The following is a 17,699-nucleotide window of genomic DNA, read 5'->3' as shown; positions in this document are numbered from 1 at the left end:
ATTAACACAGATGTCAAAAACTTGCCATTGACATATATATGCTGATAGCACACAAATTGTCGCAGCAAAACTGCCGGAAGCCAACGAGATTTTTCATGGATATGTCCACCGCCCCCGTGGCGCCGCTTGTGTCGGATCATCGGCGCAGGCTCATCGTCTTTCTGTTTCTGATGCTGGCCATGTTCATGGCGACCCTCGATAACCAGATCGTATCGACAGCACTTCCCACCATCGTCGGCGAGTTCGGCGCGCTGGAGCGTTTCGGCTGGATCGGTTCGGCCTATCTTCTGGCGACCAGCGCCGTCATGCCTGTTTACGGCAAGCTCGGCGATCTGTTCGGCCGTAAATATGTGATGATCGCGGCGGTCGTCATCTTCACGCTCGGTTCGCTCGCCTGCGGTCTGGCATGGTCGATGGATTCGCTGATTGCGGCCCGCGTTCTGCAAGGCCTTGGCGGCGGCGGAATCATGGTGTCGATCTTTTCCGTCAATGCGGATCTGTTCGAACCGCGCGAACGCGCCCGTTATCAGAGCTATTCCAGCCTCACCATCATGGCGTCGGGCAGCGTCGGCCCGATCCTCGGCGGCACGATGAGTGATCTCTTCGGCTGGCGGTCGATCTTCCTCATCAACCTGCCGCTTGGCATTATCGTCATTGCAGGGCTGGCGCTGATGCTGCCGTACCGTCGGCCGGCCCGCCAGCCGAAGATCGATTATCTCGGCGCGGTGCTCTTGGCGGCCACCATTGCCAGCGTGGTCTTCTGGGCAGACAGCAGCGAATTGTTCGGCTCGCTGATCGCGGGCCCCAGCCTCGGCATCATCGCTTTCGCCGTCATCGCCGCCTTTCTCTGGGTGCAGGTGGAACGCCGCGCACCGGAACCGGTCGTGCCGCTGCGTCTCTTCAAGGACAGCACCTTTCCGCTGTTGATGATCGTGTCGCTGACCAGCGGCGGCATCGGTATCGGCATGGTCAATTATTATGCCCTGTTCCTGCAGACCACGACCGGGCTTTCACCCTCCCATGCCGGCCTGTTCTTCATCGCCGTCACCGGCGGCATCGTCATGGGCTCGCTTTCGGCGGGACGGCTGATTTCGATCACCGGCGTCTACAAGCCCTTCTCGGTGGCGGGTCTCTCCATCAACCTCATCGCCATGCTGCTGTTCACGCAGATGCATGCCGGAACGCCGCTTTGGGTGATTGCGGTCCTCATGTTGGCACAAGGCTTTGCTGTCGGCCTCGGCCAGCAGGCGCCGATCATCGGCGTGCAGAATTCCGCGCCCAAGGCGGATATCGGTGCGGCGAGCGGCGCGGTGACGCTGACCCGCATGGGTGGCGCTGCCATTGCCATTTCGGTCTATGGCGCCATCGTATCGTCGAGCCTCAAGGGCGTGGCGGTCGATATTCCCGGCGTCGGCAAGATCGAGGAACTGACGCCGAAAATGCTCTCCGAACTCCCGGCCGCCTCGCAGGCCGCCGTCGCCTCGCTCTATTCGGATGCGTTTACGCCGCTCTTCTTCGCCGCGGCCGCAACCGCCGCCATCGGCCTTGCGGCGGCGCTGATGCTGAAACCGGTGCGACTGCCGGCGGCGGTGCAGGCGAAGCCGGCCGAAGGGGCGGGGGAGTAAGAGCTGTCACCTAAGACGGTGCGATGGGATTGACGCACCTTGCACGTTGCTCACGATACCCTCATCCCTGTGCTTGTCACAGGGATCCAGCCAGCCCAAGTCCTTGGGCTGAAAGAACTCTCCCCACCGCGCGGACGCGCGTTGGCTGGATTCCTGTGACGAGCACAGGAATGAGGGAAAGGAGGGGCCGTGCAATGTGTCTCACCACCATGGTCCCGTAAAACAAAAACACCGACGCTGGAAATTTAACGCCCGTTCCGCGTTATTCTCGCAGCACTTTACATTCGCGCGGGCGGCCCTATCTCAATGAATATGAAGCCGGAACAGCTCCTGAATTCCACGCCCAAGGGCCTTTATTGCCCGGCGGGCGATTTTTATATCGATCCCGTGCGCCCGGTGGCGCGGGCGCTCATCACCCATGGCCATTCCGATCACGCCCGCGCCGGCCATGGCGCGGTGCTGGCCACGCGCCAGACGCTGGATATCATGCGTATCCGTTATGGTGAGGATTTCTGCGGCAGCGAGCAGGCGGTGGCATTCGGCGAGACGGTGGAGGTGAACGGCGTCACCGCCGGTTTCCATCCCGCCGGCCATGTGCTGGGTTCGGCGCAAATCTCGGTGGAAATGAACGGCCTGCGCATCGTCGCATCCGGCGATTACAAGCGCGGCGTCGACCCCACCTGCGCGCACTTCGAGACCGTTCCCTGTGATGTCTTCATCACCGAGGCCACCTTCGGCCTGCCGGTGTTTCACCATCCGCTGCCGCGCGTGGAAATCGGCAAGCTGCTCACCTCCATAAAACAGTTTCCCGAACGAACCCATCTTGTCGGGGCCTATTCGCTCGGCAAGGCACAGCGCGTCATCCGGCTTTTGCGGGACAACGGTTATTCCGATCCCATCTATATTCACGGCGCGCTGGCGCGGCTTTGCGATTATTACGTCTCGCAGGGCATCGATCTCGGCGATCTGCGCCCCGCAACGCTCGAAAAAAGCGATCCTTCCGCCTTCAAGGGCGCGATTGTCGTCGGTCCGCCATCGGCTTTTCAGGAACGTTGGGCGCGGCGCTTCAACGAACCGCTCATCGCTTTCGCCTCCGGCTGGATGATGGTGCGGCAACGCGCCAAACAGGGCGGTGTGGAACTGCCGCTGGTGATCTCCGACCATTGCGACTGGCCGGAACTTCTGGAGACGATCAAGGAAATTTCCCCGCAGGCCGTCTGGGTCACCCATGGCCGTGAGGAGGCGCTGGTGCGCTGGTGCGAATTGCAGGGCATTGCCGCCAAACCGCTGCATCTTGTCGGTTACGAGGATGAGGGGGATTGAGATGAAAGCCTTCGCCACGCTGCTCGACCGGCTCGTTCTCACTCCCTCGCGCAACGGCAAGCTGAAGCTGCTGACCGATTATTTCCGCGATACGCCCGATCCCGACCGGGGTTACGGGCTGGCGGCGATTGCCGGCACGCTGGACCTCAAAAGCGTCAAACCCGCCCTGCTGCGCGAGCTGGTGCTGGAGCGGATGGACGAGGTGCTGTTTCGCTATTCCTATGATTATGTCGGCGATCTTGCCGAGACCATATCGCTGGTCTGGGGCAATATCGGCGGAGCGGATGATTCCGAGGCGCAGGACCCGCGCCTCGGCGACGTCGTCACCCTGATGAATTCGCTCGGCCGCACGGAGGTGCGCAGCGCGGTGCGCGATCTGCTCGACCGGCTCGATACATCCTCGCGTTTCGCTTTCCTCAAACTCGCCACCGGCAGCCTGCGCATCGGCGTTTCGGCGCGGCTGGCCCGGCAGGCGCTGGCCGATTTTGCCGGGAAAGACATCACCGAAATCGAGACCCTCTGGCACGGGCTGACGCCGCCCTATACGCCGCTTTTCGCATGGCTTGAGGGGAAGTCCGGGCGGCCGGTACTGGCCACACCCGCCATCTTCCATTCGGTGATGCTGGCGACGCCGGTGGCCGACGGCGATCTCGATGCGCTGGACCCTGCCGATTACGCCGCCGAATGGAAATGGGACGGCATTCGCGTGCAATTGTCCCGCGCCGGCGCCACGCGAAAACTCTATTCCCGCTCCGGCGACGATATTTCCGGCGCCTTTCCCGATGTTCTGGAGGCGATAGATTTCGAAGGCGTGATGGACGGCGAGTTGCTGATCGGCGGCACAGCGCGCTCCAACAATCTCACCCGCACCTTTTCCGACCTGCAGCAGCGGCTGAACCGCAAGTCGGTCACAGCGAAGATGCTGGATGATTATCCAGCCTTCATCCGCGCCTATGACCTGCTGTTCGAGGGCGAGAGCGATATTCGCGCCGAAAGCTACATGGAGCGCCGCGGCCGCCTGTCGAATATCATCGAGCACGCGCCGCATGATCGTTTCGACCTCTCGCCGCTGATCGGCTTTTCCAGCTGGCAGGAACTCGACACGCTGCGCGCCGCCCCGCCCGATCCGGTGATCGAGGGCGTGATGATCAAGCGCCGCGACAGCGCCTATCAGGCCGGCCGCGCCAAGGGGCCGTGGTTCAAGTGGAAACGCGATCCCTATAATATCGACGCCGTGATGATGTATGCGCAGCGCGGCCACGGCAAAAGGTCGAGCTATTATTCCGATTTCACCTTCGGCGTCTGGGCGGAAGGCGAGGATGGCGAACAGCTCGTGCCCGTCGGAAAGGCCTATTTCGGCTTCACCGATGCGGAGCTGGAGGTGCTGGACAAATTCGTGCGCGACAACACGGTCGAGCGTTTCGGCCCGGTGCGGGCGGTGCGCGCCACACCGGATTTCGGCTTCGTGCTGGAGGTGGCCTTCGAGGGCATCAACCGCTCCACCCGCCACAAATCCGGCGTCGCCATGCGGTTTCCGCGCATTGCGCGGCTGCGCGCCGACAAGCTGCCGGCGGAGGCGGACAGGCTCTCGACGCTGGTGGCGATGATCGATGGCGTGGAGGGGTAGGGCGCGCCTTGGCCGCCCCGTCATCCTCCGTGGCAGGCACGGGAACGGGGAAGACGCTGTCCAGAAATTGCCATGATGGCTGCGAATACATTGTTGTCATTCGCGAATCCGTGATTGGACAGCCTCCCGCCGCAGTGTTGAACTGCTGTTACAACCATCCCTTCAGGTGACCATATGGCAGACAAACGCTTTCTTTCCTCAGCCTTCGGACAGGAAGAGAGCGGCACCATCTTGCCGAGCCTGACCCGGCGAAGCCTTCTGGTCGGCGCCATGGGGCTGTCAGCGGCTGCATTTTTGCCGCTGCGTGCGAAAGCGGGCGTTGCCGCGCCCGAGGTGCTGCCGCTGGAGCGGCAGGATTATGCGGAGGCGCGCAAACGGTTCCACACCCATCTCTTGCGAAAAATGGCTGCGCCGGAAAAATCCTCGGCGCTCGGCACGCCGCCCGGGGCGGAACGTGTCACCTATCCCGGCGGGCCGGATGGCTCCATCGAACTTGTCGCCTGGCTCTCCCATTACCAGCCGTCAAAAACGCTGAAGCCCGCCGTGCTTTTTCTTCATGGCGGCAATGCCACCGGAGACGGCCATTGGGCGCTGATGAAGCCCTATTGGGAAGCGGGCTATGTCGTGCTTCTACCGTCCTTCCGTGGTGAAAACGGCCAGAGCGGCAATTATTCCGGTTTCTACGACGAAACGGCGGATGCGCTGGCGGCGGCCACCTATCTGGAAAACCTTCCCGGCATCGACAGAAACCGCTTCTTCATCGCTGGCCATTCCAATGGCGGCACGCTGACGCTTCTGGCCGCCATGAGCCGCAGGTTTCGCGCCGCAGCACCCATCTCCGCCGGCGTCAATTCCTGGCGTTATTTCAATCGCTATAGCGACGAGATCTGTTTCGACGAGACCGACGAGCGCGAATTCATCATGCGTTCCTCCGTCTGTTTCGGACCCAGCCTCAAATGTCCGGCACTGCTTCTGCGCGGCACGGAGGAACGGCCTTTCGATGCCGATCACCAGCTTTTCGTGGATCGCGCCCTGACATCCGGCTTCAAGGTCGACAAGAAGCTGTTGCCCGGCACCCATATTGGCGTGGTGCCGCATGCGGTGGAGGAGAGCATCCGCCTTTTCAACGCCTTCGTCTGAAATGCGAACTGTGCCGCTGTCCAGGAACGTCTGAGGTTCAGGAGCACGTCCGGTAAACCGCTTCGCACGTTTACCGGAGATGCCCTAGTTCTTGACGATGGACGTCTTGGCCTGCTCCGCCCACCATGCGCCGTCTTTTTTGTCGGCATATTGGGCGCGCTTGTTGGTGAACTGACCCTGGGTGCACATTTCGCGGTAATTGCGGACCGGAAGCCCCAGTTCCTTGACGACGGCATGCACCACTGTCGGGCCGGTCATGTCGTAGACGCTGGCGAGCGTTCCGTCTTCGATATTCTGGGAAATACGGTCGGCCATCAGCCTGAGCGCCGGGTGGCCGGGCCTGGAGGCCATGAAGTAATTCGTGATCTCGCCGCTTTTCATGGCGATGAAAACGGCCTCTTCCTGCGGGCCGATCACATCCTCGGGGCGGGCCGCAAAATTGGAATCGATATCGAGATAGATGCCGCCTTCCTGCAGCAGCACCAGAATACGCCAGAAATCCGCCTTGGCGGCGCCCACCTGCAGGCGACGGAAGGCGTCGGCGTAACGTCCGGGAAAATGCCGGTCGATATAGGTCTGGCACGCCTCGTCATCATGGTAGCGATATTCGAATTCCGGCGTCAGCCACCGGTTGAACAGGAAATTCGCATAGATTGGCGTCGTTACCCGGTTGGAGTAATTCGTCTGCCAGATGATGCGGGGAATGGCCTTTTCCGATTTCGGGCTGCGTCTGGCTGGCTGATATTGCGGAAGCGTTTTTCTTCTGCCGGGCCGGATGAACAAATCGATGGAAAAGATGACCTTGGCGATGTTTCCACCGATCTTGATCGCGCGGTACGCGATGCGGTTATAGCCATGCTTTGCCAAGTTCAGCGCTCCTGCGCGTGGAATCGATTGTCACGCGCGTGGAAACGGCGGTACGCGGTATTTATTGGACGCAATTAGTTTGTCAATATGCCGTAAATGAGACGGCCGGGCCTTGATTGACGAGACCCGGCCGTCTTGCACGCGAATGGAATGTCAACCCTTGTTGCGGTTGAAATAGCCGAGCAGCCGCATGGCGTTGGCGGTGACCAGAACCGTCGCGCCGGTATCGGCGAAAACGGCGAGCCACAGGCCCGAAACGCCGGTCACGGTCGTCACCAGAAACACCGCCTTCAGGCCGAGCGCGATGGTCACGTTCTGGCGGATATTCAGCATGGTGGCGCGCGACAGGCCGATCAGGCGGGCGGCGTCGCCGACATTGTTGCGCATCAGCGCCGCATCCGCCGCTTCCATCGCCACGTCTGTTCCGGAACCGATGGCGACGCCGACGCTGGCCGCCGCAAGGGCCGGCGCATCGTTGATGCCGTCGCCCACCATCACCACGGTCTTCTTTTCGGCAAGCTTGCGGATTTCCTCGACCTTGTTCTGCGGCAAGAGTTCACCGCGCGCCTCAAGGCCCAGCTTGTTGCCGATGGCACGCGCCGTGCGGGCATTGTCGCCCGACAGCATCAGCGAGGAAATGCCCATTTCCTTCAGGGCTTTCACGCCTTCCGCCGCATCCTTGCGCGGCTCATCGCGCATGGCGAAGAGGCCGCTTGCCGCCCCGCCGACTATCACGACAGCCACCGTCTTGCCTTCGCTTTCCAGTGCGGAAATGCGATCGGCCAGTTCCTTCGAGAGAGTGCCGACTTCCGTTGCAAAGCGCGGTGCGCCGATGAACAGGTCTTTCCCGCCGACATTGCCCTGCATGCCGCGACCGGAAATCGCCTTGATGTTGGAGCCGGGCAGGGGCTTCACGCCCAGCTTTTCGGCATGATTGACGATGGCGCGGGCGAGCGGATGGCTCGATTCGTGCTCGATGGTTGCGGCTTGCGCAATCAGCTCGGCCTCGTTGCCGTCCAGCGCCACCACGTCGGTCACGACAGGTTCGCCGAGCGTCAGCGTGCCGGTCTTGTCGAAGGCGACGGTTTCGGTGCGCGCCAGCATTTCGATGACCGCGCCGCCCTTCACCAGCATGCCGTGGCGTGCCGCTGCCGAAAGGCTGGAGGCGATGGCCGCGGGAACCGAGATGACCAGCGCGCAGGGGCAACCGATCAGCAGCAAAGCGAGACCGCGATAAATCCAGGTATCCCAGTCGCCGAGGCCGACAAGCGGCGGCACGATGATGGTCAGCACCGAGATCGCCACGATCAGCGGCATGTAATAACGCGAGAAGCTCTGGATGAAGCGCTCGGTCGGCGCACGCGCATCCTGCGCTTCCTCGACGAGCGTGATGATGCGGGCAATGGTGTTGTCTTCCGGCGCGCGGTCGACGCGGATGCGCAGCGAGCCGTCATGGTTGATCGAGCCGGCAAAGACGCGCGCGCCCTTTTCCTTGGCGACGGGAATGCTCTCGCCGGTCATCGGCGATTCGTCGACGCTGGACTGGCCTTCCATGACAACGCCATCGGCGGCGATACGGTCACCGGGACGCGCCACGACCACCTGGCCGATGCGCACCTGATCGGCCGCGACCTGCCGAAGCGCGCCGTTTTCCTCCACCAGCGCCGTTTTCGGCAGCAGCGAACCGAGCGCCTTGATGCCCGAGCGGGCGCGGGCGGCGGCGAAACCTTCCAGCAATTCGCCGACGGAGAAGAGCAGCACGACGATGGCCGCCTCTTCCGCCTCGCCGATGATGATCGCGCCGATGGCGGCAATCGTCATCAGCATCTCGATGGTGAAGACCGCGCCGAAACGGGCGGCGTTGAAGGCGTTCTTCGCGATGGGGAAGAGCGTGACCAGCGTGGCGATGATGAAGGCGTAACCGCCCCATGCCGGGAAGCTCAGTTCCGCTGCATAGGCGATGGCGACGAGAACGGTGCCGGTGAAGGTGTTGCGCGCCTTTGCGGTGCGCCACCACGCGCCTTTTTCATCCGCGCCATGGGCGTGTCCCACTTCCGCGCTCTGGGCTGCAGCCGCCGGAGCGGAGCCATGCGAATGGCCCGCATGGTCGTGGCCGGAATGATCGTGACCAGAATGGTCATGCTTGGAGTGGTCATGATCATGCCCGCCGCAGGACGCGTGATCGTGCGCGGTATGGTCATGCCCCGAATGGTCATGATCTGAATGATCGTGGTCGTGGTGATGGCCGCCGCATGACCCGTGGTCATGGTCGTGATTGTGATCTGCGGCTTTTTCTCGCGCGGTCTTTTCCTGCGGCAGCAGGGCCGGCTTGAATCCGAGCTTGCGCAGCGTGTCCTCGATTTTTTCGACCGGGGTTTTGCTCTCGGCAAGCGAAAGGTTCAGCCTTTCGCGCGCAACGGAAACCTTCACGTCGGCAACGCCGGGCAAGCGGGAAAGCGCGGTCTCGATCTTGGCGGCGCAGCTGCCGCAATCCATGCCGCCGACCGAAAAGGTCAGCGCATTGCTGCTGTCGGCGCTCGCTTCGGTATCGGCATGGTGGCCGCCGCAGGACGAATGATCGTGGTCATCATGACCGTGGCCGTGATGATCCGCTTCGACTTTTGCGCGGGAGACTTTTTCCTGTGGCAGCAAAGCGGGTTTGAATCCGAGCTTGCGCAGCGTGTCTTCGATTTTTTCGACCGAGGTTTTGCTTTCGGCCAGCGAAAGGTTCAGCCTTTCGCGTGCAACGGAAACCTTGACGTCGGCAACGCCCGGCAGGCGGGAAAGCGCGGTTTCGATTTTCGCCGCGCAGCTGCCGCAATCCATGCCGCCAACGGAGAAGGTCAGTTCCTCGCCGTCTTTGCCCTTGATGTTTATGCCTGTCGAAATATTCATGGTTTCCGCTCCTGAATTCCAGTCGACAGCCAATCTGGCACCTCTAGCAACTAGAGCTTCAAGAGCAAAATGCGGGTTTTCGATTTTTTTTTGAAAAACCGACGCCAGCTTCGCGCCAGCCGCACGGTTCATCATGCCGGCAGATTGGATTCCATGAAGCGGTTCAGATGATAGCACTCCTTTTGAAAAACGGTCGCCGGGCGGCCTCTCTGGTCGGGCTTGCCCTGCTGCCTCTCATGAGCGGCTGCCTTTTCGTGACGGATACGACCCGGATGGACCCGGATGTTTTCGTCAGGGAAACGGCGCCGGTATTCAATTTCAACTCCGTCAGCTCCAATCGCCAGCCGGAACTGCCGCCGCAGCCGGGCCAGCTTTCGACGCGCCCGCCGGATCTGTTCAGAACCCGCTTCCATCAGGAATACGGTCCGCCGGTGCGCGGGCAGGGGCTGCAGGCGCCGCAGGTGCAGGGTTATAACGCGCCGCAGCCGCAGGGCCAGACGATGGCCTATGGCCTGCCTGTCTCCAATCCGCTGCACCGGGTCATGTATGGCCCGATCCGCGATGAGGACCGTTCGTTGCCGGCCATTCCCTATGGCCGCATCGATCCGCGTTATCTCAGGCAGGAAGTGAGCTACCAGACGGCGGAAGCCCCCGGCACCATTATCGTCGATACCAGACAGCATTTTCTTTATCTCGTGCAGTCCGGCGGCAAGGCGATCCGTTACGGCGTTGGGCTGGGGCGCGACGGTTATGCCTGGTCGGGCCGCGGCAAGATCCAGTGGAAGGCGAAATGGCCGCGCTGGACGCCGCCCGATGAAATGGTCAAGCGCCAGCCGGAACTCGCCTCCATCTCCGCCGCCAATGGCGGCATGACGCCCGGTCTCAACAACCCGCTCGGCGCGCGTGCGCTTTATATCTTCAAGGATGGCAAGGACACGCTTTACCGCGTGCATGGCACGCCGGACTGGCAATCCGTCGGCAAGGCGACGTCCTCCGGCTGCGTGCGCATGCTCAATCAGGATGTGATCGATCTCTACGAGCGTGTGCCGCAAGGGGCGCAGATTGTGGTTATCTGAACACGTTCTAAAAGAAAGAGATATTGGACCCATTCCGCCAGCGCCTTGTGACTGGCTTTTAGCGGTCGGTTAACTATTTTCGCAATACGCATGACACGGAACAAATGACGTACAACGGCGATATAGCCGTTCGAAATGTGGGACAAACCGGCCTTATGACAAGCACCGACACAGATCTTTCCAGACGCACCTTCCTTTCCCTTCTCGGCATCTCCTCCGCTTCGCTTCTCGCAGGCTGCGCTTCGTCGGGCACGGGGGAAGCCATTCGCCAGCAGGCAAGCGCCATCGGCAGCGATTTCCGGCAGATGTTTTCGCCGGGCGTCAGCGATGCGGAACTGGCCGTCATGTACGGCTCGGTTGAGGATGGCGGTTACGTCATTCCCGCCGTCCCCTATCAGAAAATCGACCGCCGTTATTACCGCCAGCGGGTTGTCGACCCGACCGGCGAACGCCCCGGCACCGTGGTTGTCGATACGCGCTCGCGCTTCCTTTATGTGGTGGAGCAGGGCGGCAGCGCCATGCGTTATGGCGTCGGCATCGGCCGCGAAGGTTTCGCCTGGTCGGGCGAGGGCGTCATCCAGTGGCGTCAGAAGTGGCCGAAATGGACCCCGCCGGACGAAATGGTCGCTCGCCAGCCGGAACTGGTCAAATATTCCTCCAAGAACGGCGGCATGCCGCCGGGCCTGAAGAACCCGCTCGGCGCACGCGCCCTTTATATCTTCCAGAACGGCAAGGACACGCTCTACCGTCTGCACGGTTCGCCGGAATGGAACTCCATCGGCAAGGCCGTCTCTTCCGGCTGCGTGCGCCTGATGAACCAGGACGTCATCGATCTTTACGACCGCGTGCCGCAGAAGGCGCGTGTGGTGGTCTGGCAGTAAGCCGAGCCTCCTTCGCATAAAAAGGCGGCCCTGTGCCGCCTTTAATTTAAGAAAAACCTGTCCCCATACTCGACGTCATCCTCGGGCTCGTCCCGAGGATCTAATCACGTCACACTAAATCAATACGTTGCAGATGCTCGGGACAGGCCCGAGCATGACGGAAGAGAGATTATCAGCCCTTGTGACTTGCCGGAGGGTTAGGGCCGGCTGAGACTGTCCTTCAGCGCATTCACCCGGTCACGAATCTGCACCAGCTCTTCCAGCCCGCAGCCGGTGGCGCTGCCGATCGCAGCCATGATCTTCACGCCCTCTTTTTTGAGGTTTGCGCCCTTCGGCGTCAGGGCCACCAGCACCTGCCGCTCATCCACCGTGCCGCGCTTGCGGGTAATCAGGCCCGCATGTTCGAGCCTTTTCAGCAGCGGCGACAGCGTGCCCGAATCGAGGCCCAGCATTTCGCCGAGCGCCTTGACGGTGGATGTCTCTTTTTCCCATAGCGCCATCATCACCAGATATTGCGGATAGGTCAGCCCGATCGGGTCGAGCAGCGGCTTATAGGCGCGCGTGAAGGCGTGTGCCGCGCCGTAAAGGGCAAAACATATCTGCTGGTCCAGCCTCAACAGGCTTTCCATCTTCTTCTCGTCGCCCTCTGCGTCCATTTTCCTGCTCCAAAATCAACCGGGAAGGGAACAATCAGCCCCCGCTTTCGGTTCCTGCCGCATGGATGCGCGGCGAAATTTCGTGAAAATTATCGCAAAAAACGATTTCGTATTCAATGTGCAAAATTATATTGCGCACAATTCAATTGTTCGCTATAAGAGCTCAACACCAACCCGAAGGAGTAAATGTCATGCCCATTCTCTACACGACCAAAGCATCTGCCACCGGTGGCCGCGCAGGCAACGCCAAGTCGGAAGACGGCGTTCTCGACGTGACGCTGACCGTTCCGAAGGAACTGGGCGGCGATGGCGCCCGTGGCACCAATCCGGAGCAGCTTTTCGCAGCCGGTTATTCCGCCTGCTTCCTGGGCGCGCTGAAATTTGTCGCCGGCAAGGAAAAGGTAAAGATTCCTGAAGACACGACTGTGACGGCAACCGTCGGCATCGGCCCGCGCGAAGACGGCGGCGGCTTCGGCATCGAAGTGTCGCTGAAGGCTAATATTCCGGGCATCGAGCGCGAAGTCGCCGAAAAGCTGGTTGCCGCCGCTCACATCGTCTGCCCGTACAGCCACGCCATGCGCACCTCCACGGAAGTGCCGGTCTCGGTGGCCTGATCCAATTCGCGTGAGTAAGTTATCTGAACAATGAGGCCGGGTTCATCCCGGCCTTCTTGTTTTCAGAAAGAAAAATGCTATATTCTTTCCAAGGAAAGGATATGCGCCATGAATATTCACGCCAAGAGCGCCATGGATCCCGCCTCGCAGGGCAGGGTCGTCACCAAGGCAGTTATCGCCGCCGCCGAGCGGCTGGGCCTTAATGCCGCGCGCACGGCCGATATTCTCGGCGTTTCCGCCCCCACCGTGTCCCGCATGAAACGGCTCGATTTCCTGCTGGAGCCGGGCGCCAAATCCTTCGAGCTTGCGGTGCTGCTGATCCGGGTTTTCCGCTCGCTGGATGCGATTGCCGGCGGCGATGAGGCCGTGGCGAAAAACTGGCTGCGCAATCACAATGTTGCGCTGAACGCCGTGCCTGCCGACAAACTGACCACCATTACCGGATTGATCGATGTCCTCTCCTATCTGGACGCCCGCCGCGCTCCTGTCTGAAAAACGCGCCGTATCGGGAAAATACTGGCGGCTGGTGGAAGCGCAGCATCAGGTCTCCACCATGAAACTGGTGGATACGGTGGAGGAGCAATCGCTGCTGGAAGATATTCTGGAGACGAGCAAGCGGCCGTTTCCGCCGGAATGCGCCGGTTTCGATTATCTTCTCGCCACACCCTTCCGGTATGGAGCCGCCTATCCGCATGGTTCGCGCTTCCGCCGCGCGGGCTATACCGAAGGCGTTTATTACGCCGCCCAGAAGGTGGAGACGGCGCTCGCCGAAATGGCCTTTTACCGGCTGCTGTTCTATGCCGAATCGCCGGGAACGCCGCTGCCCGCCAATCCCGCCGACTATTCCGCCTTCGCCGCCCGTATCGCCACCGATGCGGCGCTCAACCTGACGAAACCGGAACTGAGCCGGGATACTCACCTGTGGACCGATCTGCAGAATTACGAACCATGCCAGGCGCTGGCCGATCAGGCGCGTCTGGCGAAGATCGAGGCTATCCTCTATCGCTCGGTACGCGACCCCGTCGGCGGCCTCAACATCGCGGTTCTGTCGCCGAAGGCTTTTGCCGCGAAGACACCGGTGGAACGGATGAGCTGGCGTATCCACCTGTCGAAAACGGGGGTGCAGGCGCTCTGCGAATTTCCGATGCGCAGAACGGGTTTTGCGGTTTTGGATTTCGCCGGCGATCCACGCCTCGCCAGCCTTTTGGGCTGACGGGCGTTTGCTTCTCAAGACCATCAGGCCGAGGCGAAAAACCCTTCGGGATCGTCGACTTCCACCAGCCTGCGCTTGTCGATCAGCCAGAAGCGGGTTCCGACAGCCCGCACGAAACTCCTGTCATGCGAGACGAACACACAGCTGGCCTCGCGGCTGATGATTTCCGCCTCCAGCGCTTCCTGCCCCTCAATGTCCAGATGGTTGGTGGGCTCGTCCAGCAGGTAGAAATTCGGCTCCGCCAGCCGCAGCGCCAGCATGGCAAGCCGGGCCTTCTGCCCGCCGGAAAGGGCGGCGATGCGGCGCTTCTGCATTTCCATGTCGATCCCGGCGCCCGCGAGCAGGCCATGGATGCGCTGGTCGCCAATATCGAAGCGGCGGGATAGCAGTGAAACGGGCGTGCTGTCGTCATCGATCTCGGCGAGCGATTGGTCGACATATCCGGCCACCAGCGAGGGCGTGGCCTTGATGCCGTCCTGTATCTGGCCTGCACCCGATACAGCCGCCTGCAGCAGCGACATCAGCCGTGTCTTGCCGACGCCGTTGCGGCCGAGAATGACGATGCGGTCCCCCTGACGGACAAATTGCCGGCCGGTGCGAAACAGCACCGTTCCGTCCGGGGTCGAGACCGGCGCGTCTTCCAGAGTGACCAGAACCCTGGCATGGGTGCCGCGATTGGCGAGCTGGATCTTGCCGGCGGATCGCTCGATATGGGCTGGCCGCGCCTTTTCCTCGATCTTTTCCGCACGCTCACGCAATTGCTTGGTCTTGACGGTCAGAAGATCGCTGCCGGAATTGATGCCGATATTGTTGAGCTTGGCGGCCTGCCGGCGCAATTGCTGGGCGGTTTTCATGTCGCGCTGGAAACGCCGCTCATCGGCGGCATCCTCTTCTTCCAGCACCGCCCGTGCGTGGCCATAGGGCAACCGGAACAGCGCCGAATTTTCCGGCCGCAGGAACAGCGTGCTCCTGGTAACATTGTCGAGAAAGGCGCGGTCATGGCTGACGATGATGACAGCCGTATCGCGCGGCAATTCACCGAGCCAGTTTTCCAGCACATTGATCTTTTCGAGGTCGAGATGGTTCGTCGGCTCGTCGAGCAGCAGCACATCCGGCTCGGTGATCCACGCCCGCGCCAGCATCGCAAGCCTCTGCCAGCCGCCGCTCAATTCTTTCAGGCGGCGCTCGCGGAATGGCTCCGGCACCAGCATGGCGTCGAAAATAATGTCGGCACGCCAGCTCTCGCTGTCGATCGTATCCGCCGGCAGGGCGGAAAGCACGGCGTCCCGCATCGTCCATTCCATCAGCGGGGTGGGCAGATGCTGGTGGACGATGGACTGCGTCAGTCCGCGCAGCCGGGTAATGTCGCCGCTACTGGGCTCCATGTCACCTGCAAGGCAGTTGAGCAGGGTGGATTTGCCGCAGCCATTGGCGGCGACGATGCCGATGCGGTCTCCCGCATTCACCGTGAGGCTGAGATTTGAAAAAAGCGGCTTGCCCAGAATGATTCCGAGGTTTCGAAGCGTGATGATGGTCATGAAGTCGTCTCTGGCAAGACGGACCCGTGACGAACCGTGGTCTGCCGCAGGCAGTACGGGTTTCGGTTCGGGGTGATCCGTCGTGAAAACATGCGCAACGGCAGACAAGCTGCATTCTGCGCGGCCTTTTGGGCAAACCAGAGTGTTGGTTGTTCCGGTCAGCCCTGCAAACGTGTCTGCAGGGCAAAAAGGTGGCAGAGCTGACGATTACGCCAGAAGCAGGAAATATCCATGCGAAGCCTCCTTTCTTGAAACGGGTTGAACCGCTTCACCATTAACAGCGGCGGTTGTTCGAGGCAACGGCTTTTGCAATGGCAGGCGGTGGGGGAGAATGCGGCAAGCCCGCACTCTCCCGTTTTAATCCGGCGCTCGCCTGAGCGGCCTTTATTGCTTCGCGACGCGCGCGCGCAGTTCTTCCACATGCGCGGCGATTTCCGGCGTCACCGCATCGCCGAAATCCTCCATTTCGAACATCGGGCGAATTTCGATTTCGCTGCGCTCCAGCATCGGGTTCGGGCAGCGTTTCACCCAGGCCACGGCCTCGTCCATGTCCTTCACAGTCCAGATCCAGAAGCCGGCGACCAGCTCGTTGGTGTGCGGGAAGGGGCCGTCGATCACCGTGCGGCTGTCACCGTCGAACACAACCCTCTTGCCTTTGGAGGAGGGATGCAGGCCGTCACCGGATTGCATGATGCCGGCATTGACCAGTTCCTCGTTGAATTTTCCCATCGCCTCGATCAGTTCGGTCGTGGGCATGACGCCATCTTCGCTGCTTTTGGTGGCTTTTACAAAAACGATTGCACGCATGATCATTCCTCCTTGATTGCGCTTTCTTCGTAGTGTCGCTCCCCGGCACGACGGCCGGATGACATTGTCGCCGACAAAAGTGGCGCCATGCCGTCAATCCTGTCAGCCGAGGTCGATAAGGTCACGGCGCAGCCGGTCGGGATCGCCGCTGCCGATGCGGGCTTCGATTTCGGCATGGGTCTGTTCCCAGATGGGGAAGGCGGCGGCGAGCACGGCCATGCCGTCCGCCGTCAGCCGCAGCCGCTTGCCGCGCTTGTCCTTCGGGTCCTGCTCGATGCTGACCAGCCCGCGCCGCTCCAGCGGCTTCAGCGCCGCCGTCAGCGTCGTGCGGTCCATGGCCAGAAGATTGGCGACCGGCCCCATCGGCGGCGGCTCGGGTCGGTTGAGCGACATCAGCAGCGAAAATTGTCCATTGGTGATGCCGACCGGCTTCAGCGCATTGTCGAACAACCGCGCCAATGCCCGTGCGGCGCGCTGCGCATGCAGGCAGAGACAGGCATCCCGCACGAAAAGAGTTGTCGAAAAAGGAATCACGCTGGCGTTTGACATGGGATAAATATGTTGATATCAACCTAATTAGTCAAGCGGAACTTGATGCCCCCGCAGACTGTTTATTGACTTTCAGCACAGAAATAGCTGGTGCCCACCGCTAAAAGCGGGGCGGTGCCGTGGTGAAAGACGGATCCAAGGAGGAAAGATCATGTCTCATCCCGTCGTTTCGAAAGAGGAGTGGCTTGCGGCCCGCCGCGATCTGCTGGTGAAGGAAAAGGAAATGACCCGCGCCCGCGACAGGCTGAACGAGGCCCGGCGTGCGTTGCCCTGGGAAGAGGTGACGAAGGATTATATCTTCGATGCCCCTTCCGGCCCCAAATCGCTGAAGGAACTGTTCGGCACCTGCAGCCAGCTCATCGTCTATCACTTCATGCTGGCGCCGGACTGGGAGGAGGGCTGCGTCGGTTGCTCCTTCTTCGCCGATCATGTCGATGGCGCTCTGATCCACCTCAAGCATGGCGATGCGGGTTTCGTTGCCGTGTCGCGCGCGCCGCTTGAGAAGATCGAAAGCTACAGGAACCGCATGGGCTGGAAATTCCCGTGGGTTTCGGCCGAAGGCAGCGATTTCAACTACGATTATCAGGCCTCGTTCCGCGACGAGGACATGGCCAAAGGCGAAATCACCTATAATTACCGTGACATGGCGCCCTATGGCGACCTGAAGGACCTGCACGGCATCAGCGTTTTCGCCAAGGGCGATGACGGCAAGATCTACCACACCTACTCCACTTACGCCCGCGGCGCGGAGCAGACGCTCGGCACGCTGATGCTGCTCGATCTGGTGCCAAAAGGCCGTAACGAAGAGGAGGTAATGGATTGGGTGCGCCGCCACGACCAGTATGAGGACGCGCCGAAGGCGGCAGCCTGCTGCCACTGAAAATACAA

The 17,699-nt window shown here is 61.2% G+C and carries 16 protein-coding genes; 10 read left to right on the top strand and 6 right to left on the bottom strand.

Annotated elements, in window-relative coordinates; genetic code table 11:
• The first annotated feature begins 95 nt into the window (after positions 1–95).
• The 4 genes from ACQZ5G_RS05835 to ACQZ5G_RS05820 all read left to right on the top strand — a co-directional run bounded on the left by ACQZ5G_RS05835 (position 96) and on the right by ACQZ5G_RS05820 (position 5,715).
• Positions 96–1,625, top strand: coding sequence for an MDR family MFS transporter (locus ACQZ5G_RS05835; RefSeq protein WP_269828009.1), 1,530 nt, complete (start codon positions 96–98; stop codon positions 1,623–1,625).
• A gap of 306 nt (positions 1,626–1,931) precedes the next feature.
• The gene (locus ACQZ5G_RS05830; protein WP_448737435.1) at positions 1,932–2,948 is read left to right on the top strand and encodes a ligase-associated DNA damage response exonuclease; all 1,017 of its coding nucleotides are present in this window, start codon (positions 1,932–1,934) and stop codon (positions 2,946–2,948) included.
• A gap of 1 nt (position 2,949) precedes the next feature.
• The gene (locus tag ACQZ5G_RS05825; protein ID WP_448737436.1) at positions 2,950–4,575 is read left to right on the top strand and encodes a cisplatin damage response ATP-dependent DNA ligase; all 1,626 of its coding nucleotides are present in this window, start codon (positions 2,950–2,952) and stop codon (positions 4,573–4,575) included.
• Between the two features lie 174 nt (positions 4,576–4,749).
• Entirely contained in the window at positions 4,750–5,715 is a 966-nt protein-coding gene (locus ACQZ5G_RS05820) for an alpha/beta hydrolase family protein (RefSeq protein WP_448737437.1), read from the top strand.
• Positions 5,716–5,799: 84 nt separating this feature from the next.
• Here ACQZ5G_RS05820 and ACQZ5G_RS05815 read toward each other — a convergent pair whose 3' ends face one another.
• Positions 5,800–6,582 (bottom strand): glycosyltransferase family 32 protein, encoded by a 783-nt coding sequence (locus ACQZ5G_RS05815; RefSeq protein WP_020812494.1) that lies wholly within the window; start codon positions 6,580–6,582, stop codon positions 5,800–5,802.
• Positions 6,583–6,735: 153 nt separating this feature from the next.
• Positions 6,736–9,477 carry a heavy metal translocating P-type ATPase gene (locus tag ACQZ5G_RS05810; RefSeq protein ID WP_448737438.1) on the bottom strand — a complete coding sequence of 914 codons (2,742 nt, stop codon included), beginning with the start codon at positions 9,475–9,477 and terminating at the stop codon, positions 6,736–6,738.
• Between the two features lie 167 nt (positions 9,478–9,644).
• Between ACQZ5G_RS05810 and ACQZ5G_RS05805 the strand changes: the two genes are divergently transcribed.
• Positions 9,645–10,553: a L,D-transpeptidase gene (locus ACQZ5G_RS05805; RefSeq protein ID WP_448737439.1), complete on the top strand. Its 909-nt coding sequence runs from the start codon at positions 9,645–9,647 to the stop codon at positions 10,551–10,553.
• Positions 10,554–10,708: 155 nt separating this feature from the next.
• Positions 10,709–11,434 (top strand): L,D-transpeptidase, encoded by a 726-nt coding sequence (locus ACQZ5G_RS05800; RefSeq protein WP_020812491.1) that lies wholly within the window; start codon positions 10,709–10,711, stop codon positions 11,432–11,434.
• A gap of 197 nt (positions 11,435–11,631) precedes the next feature.
• On the opposite strand, the gene ACQZ5G_RS05795 is transcribed toward ACQZ5G_RS05800, so the two are convergent.
• On the bottom strand, positions 11,632–12,090 hold the full coding sequence (locus ACQZ5G_RS05795; protein WP_020009598.1) for a MarR family winged helix-turn-helix transcriptional regulator: 459 nt from the start codon (positions 12,088–12,090) through the stop codon (positions 11,632–11,634).
• A 191-nt stretch (positions 12,091–12,281) separates the two neighbouring features.
• Here ACQZ5G_RS05795 and ACQZ5G_RS05790 point away from each other — a divergent pair, with 191 nt between their 5' ends.
• The 3 genes from ACQZ5G_RS05790 to ACQZ5G_RS05780 all read left to right on the top strand — a co-directional run bounded on the left by ACQZ5G_RS05790 (position 12,282) and on the right by ACQZ5G_RS05780 (position 13,917).
• A complete protein-coding gene (locus ACQZ5G_RS05790; RefSeq protein WP_137068441.1) occupies positions 12,282–12,704 on the top strand; it encodes an organic hydroperoxide resistance protein in 423 nt (140 codons plus the stop codon).
• Between the two features lie 108 nt (positions 12,705–12,812).
• On the top strand, positions 12,813–13,196 hold the full coding sequence (locus ACQZ5G_RS05785; protein WP_020813119.1) for an MbcA/ParS/Xre antitoxin family protein: 384 nt from the start codon (positions 12,813–12,815) through the stop codon (positions 13,194–13,196).
• On the top strand, positions 13,156–13,917 hold the full coding sequence (locus ACQZ5G_RS05780; protein WP_448737440.1) for an RES family NAD+ phosphorylase: 762 nt from the start codon (positions 13,156–13,158) through the stop codon (positions 13,915–13,917). Before ACQZ5G_RS05785 ends, ACQZ5G_RS05780 begins: the two co-directional genes overlap by 41 nt.
• Positions 13,918–13,940: 23 nt before the next feature.
• On the opposite strand, the gene ACQZ5G_RS05775 is transcribed toward ACQZ5G_RS05780, so the two are convergent.
• The 3 genes from ACQZ5G_RS05775 to ACQZ5G_RS05765 all read right to left on the bottom strand — a co-directional run bounded on the left by ACQZ5G_RS05775 (position 13,941) and on the right by ACQZ5G_RS05765 (position 16,811).
• A complete protein-coding gene (locus ACQZ5G_RS05775; protein WP_448737441.1) occupies positions 13,941–15,455 on the bottom strand; it encodes an ABC-F family ATP-binding cassette domain-containing protein in 1,515 nt (504 codons plus the stop codon).
• A 384-nt stretch (positions 15,456–15,839) separates the two neighbouring features.
• Positions 15,840–16,262: a YciI family protein gene (locus ACQZ5G_RS05770; protein ID WP_003522234.1), complete on the bottom strand. Its 423-nt coding sequence runs from the start codon at positions 16,260–16,262 to the stop codon at positions 15,840–15,842.
• Positions 16,263–16,364: 102 nt separating this feature from the next.
• Positions 16,365–16,811 (bottom strand): MarR family winged helix-turn-helix transcriptional regulator, encoded by a 447-nt coding sequence (locus ACQZ5G_RS05765; RefSeq protein ID WP_003522235.1) that lies wholly within the window; start codon positions 16,809–16,811, stop codon positions 16,365–16,367.
• 151 nt (positions 16,812–16,962) lie between these two features.
• Between ACQZ5G_RS05765 and ACQZ5G_RS05760 the strand changes: the two genes are divergently transcribed.
• Complete coding sequence (locus ACQZ5G_RS05760) at positions 16,963–17,691, top strand: DUF899 domain-containing protein (RefSeq protein WP_448737442.1); 729 nt, start codon at positions 16,963–16,965, stop codon at positions 17,689–17,691.
• The last annotated feature ends 8 nt before the right edge of the window (positions 17,692–17,699 follow it).

This window comes from Agrobacterium sp. 22-214-1 (assembly GCF_053522465.1).
This window is presented reverse-complemented; position numbering and strand designations above follow the sequence as displayed.

Coding starts and splice junctions, on each gene's coding strand:
- ACQZ5G_RS05835 (WP_269828009.1), top strand. CDS start 96: ATGGATATGTCCACCGCCCCCGTGGCGCCGCTTGTGTCGGATCATCGG.
- ACQZ5G_RS05830 (WP_448737435.1), top strand. CDS start 1,932: ATGAATATGAAGCCGGAACAGCTCCTGAATTCCACGCCCAAGGGCCTT.
- ACQZ5G_RS05825 (WP_448737436.1), top strand. CDS start 2,950: ATGAAAGCCTTCGCCACGCTGCTCGACCGGCTCGTTCTCACTCCCTCG.
- ACQZ5G_RS05820 (WP_448737437.1), top strand. CDS start 4,750: ATGGCAGACAAACGCTTTCTTTCCTCAGCCTTCGGACAGGAAGAGAGC.
- ACQZ5G_RS05810 (WP_448737438.1), bottom strand. CDS start 9,477: ATGAATATTTCGACAGGCATAAACATCAAGGGCAAAGACGGCGAGGAA.
- ACQZ5G_RS05805 (WP_448737439.1), top strand. CDS start 9,645: ATGATAGCACTCCTTTTGAAAAACGGTCGCCGGGCGGCCTCTCTGGTC.
- ACQZ5G_RS05800 (WP_020812491.1), top strand. CDS start 10,709: ATGACAAGCACCGACACAGATCTTTCCAGACGCACCTTCCTTTCCCTT.
- ACQZ5G_RS05795 (WP_020009598.1), bottom strand. CDS start 12,090: ATGGACGCAGAGGGCGACGAGAAGAAGATGGAAAGCCTGTTGAGGCTG.
- ACQZ5G_RS05790 (WP_137068441.1), top strand. CDS start 12,282: ATGCCCATTCTCTACACGACCAAAGCATCTGCCACCGGTGGCCGCGCA.
- ACQZ5G_RS05785 (WP_020813119.1), top strand. CDS start 12,813: ATGAATATTCACGCCAAGAGCGCCATGGATCCCGCCTCGCAGGGCAGG.
- ACQZ5G_RS05780 (WP_448737440.1), top strand. CDS start 13,156: ATGTCCTCTCCTATCTGGACGCCCGCCGCGCTCCTGTCTGAAAAACGC.
- ACQZ5G_RS05775 (WP_448737441.1), bottom strand. CDS start 15,455: ATGACCATCATCACGCTTCGAAACCTCGGAATCATTCTGGGCAAGCCG.
- ACQZ5G_RS05770 (WP_003522234.1), bottom strand. CDS start 16,262: ATGCGTGCAATCGTTTTTGTAAAAGCCACCAAAAGCAGCGAAGATGGC.
- ACQZ5G_RS05765 (WP_003522235.1), bottom strand. CDS start 16,811: ATGTCAAACGCCAGCGTGATTCCTTTTTCGACAACTCTTTTCGTGCGG.
- ACQZ5G_RS05760 (WP_448737442.1), top strand. CDS start 16,963: ATGTCTCATCCCGTCGTTTCGAAAGAGGAGTGGCTTGCGGCCCGCCGC.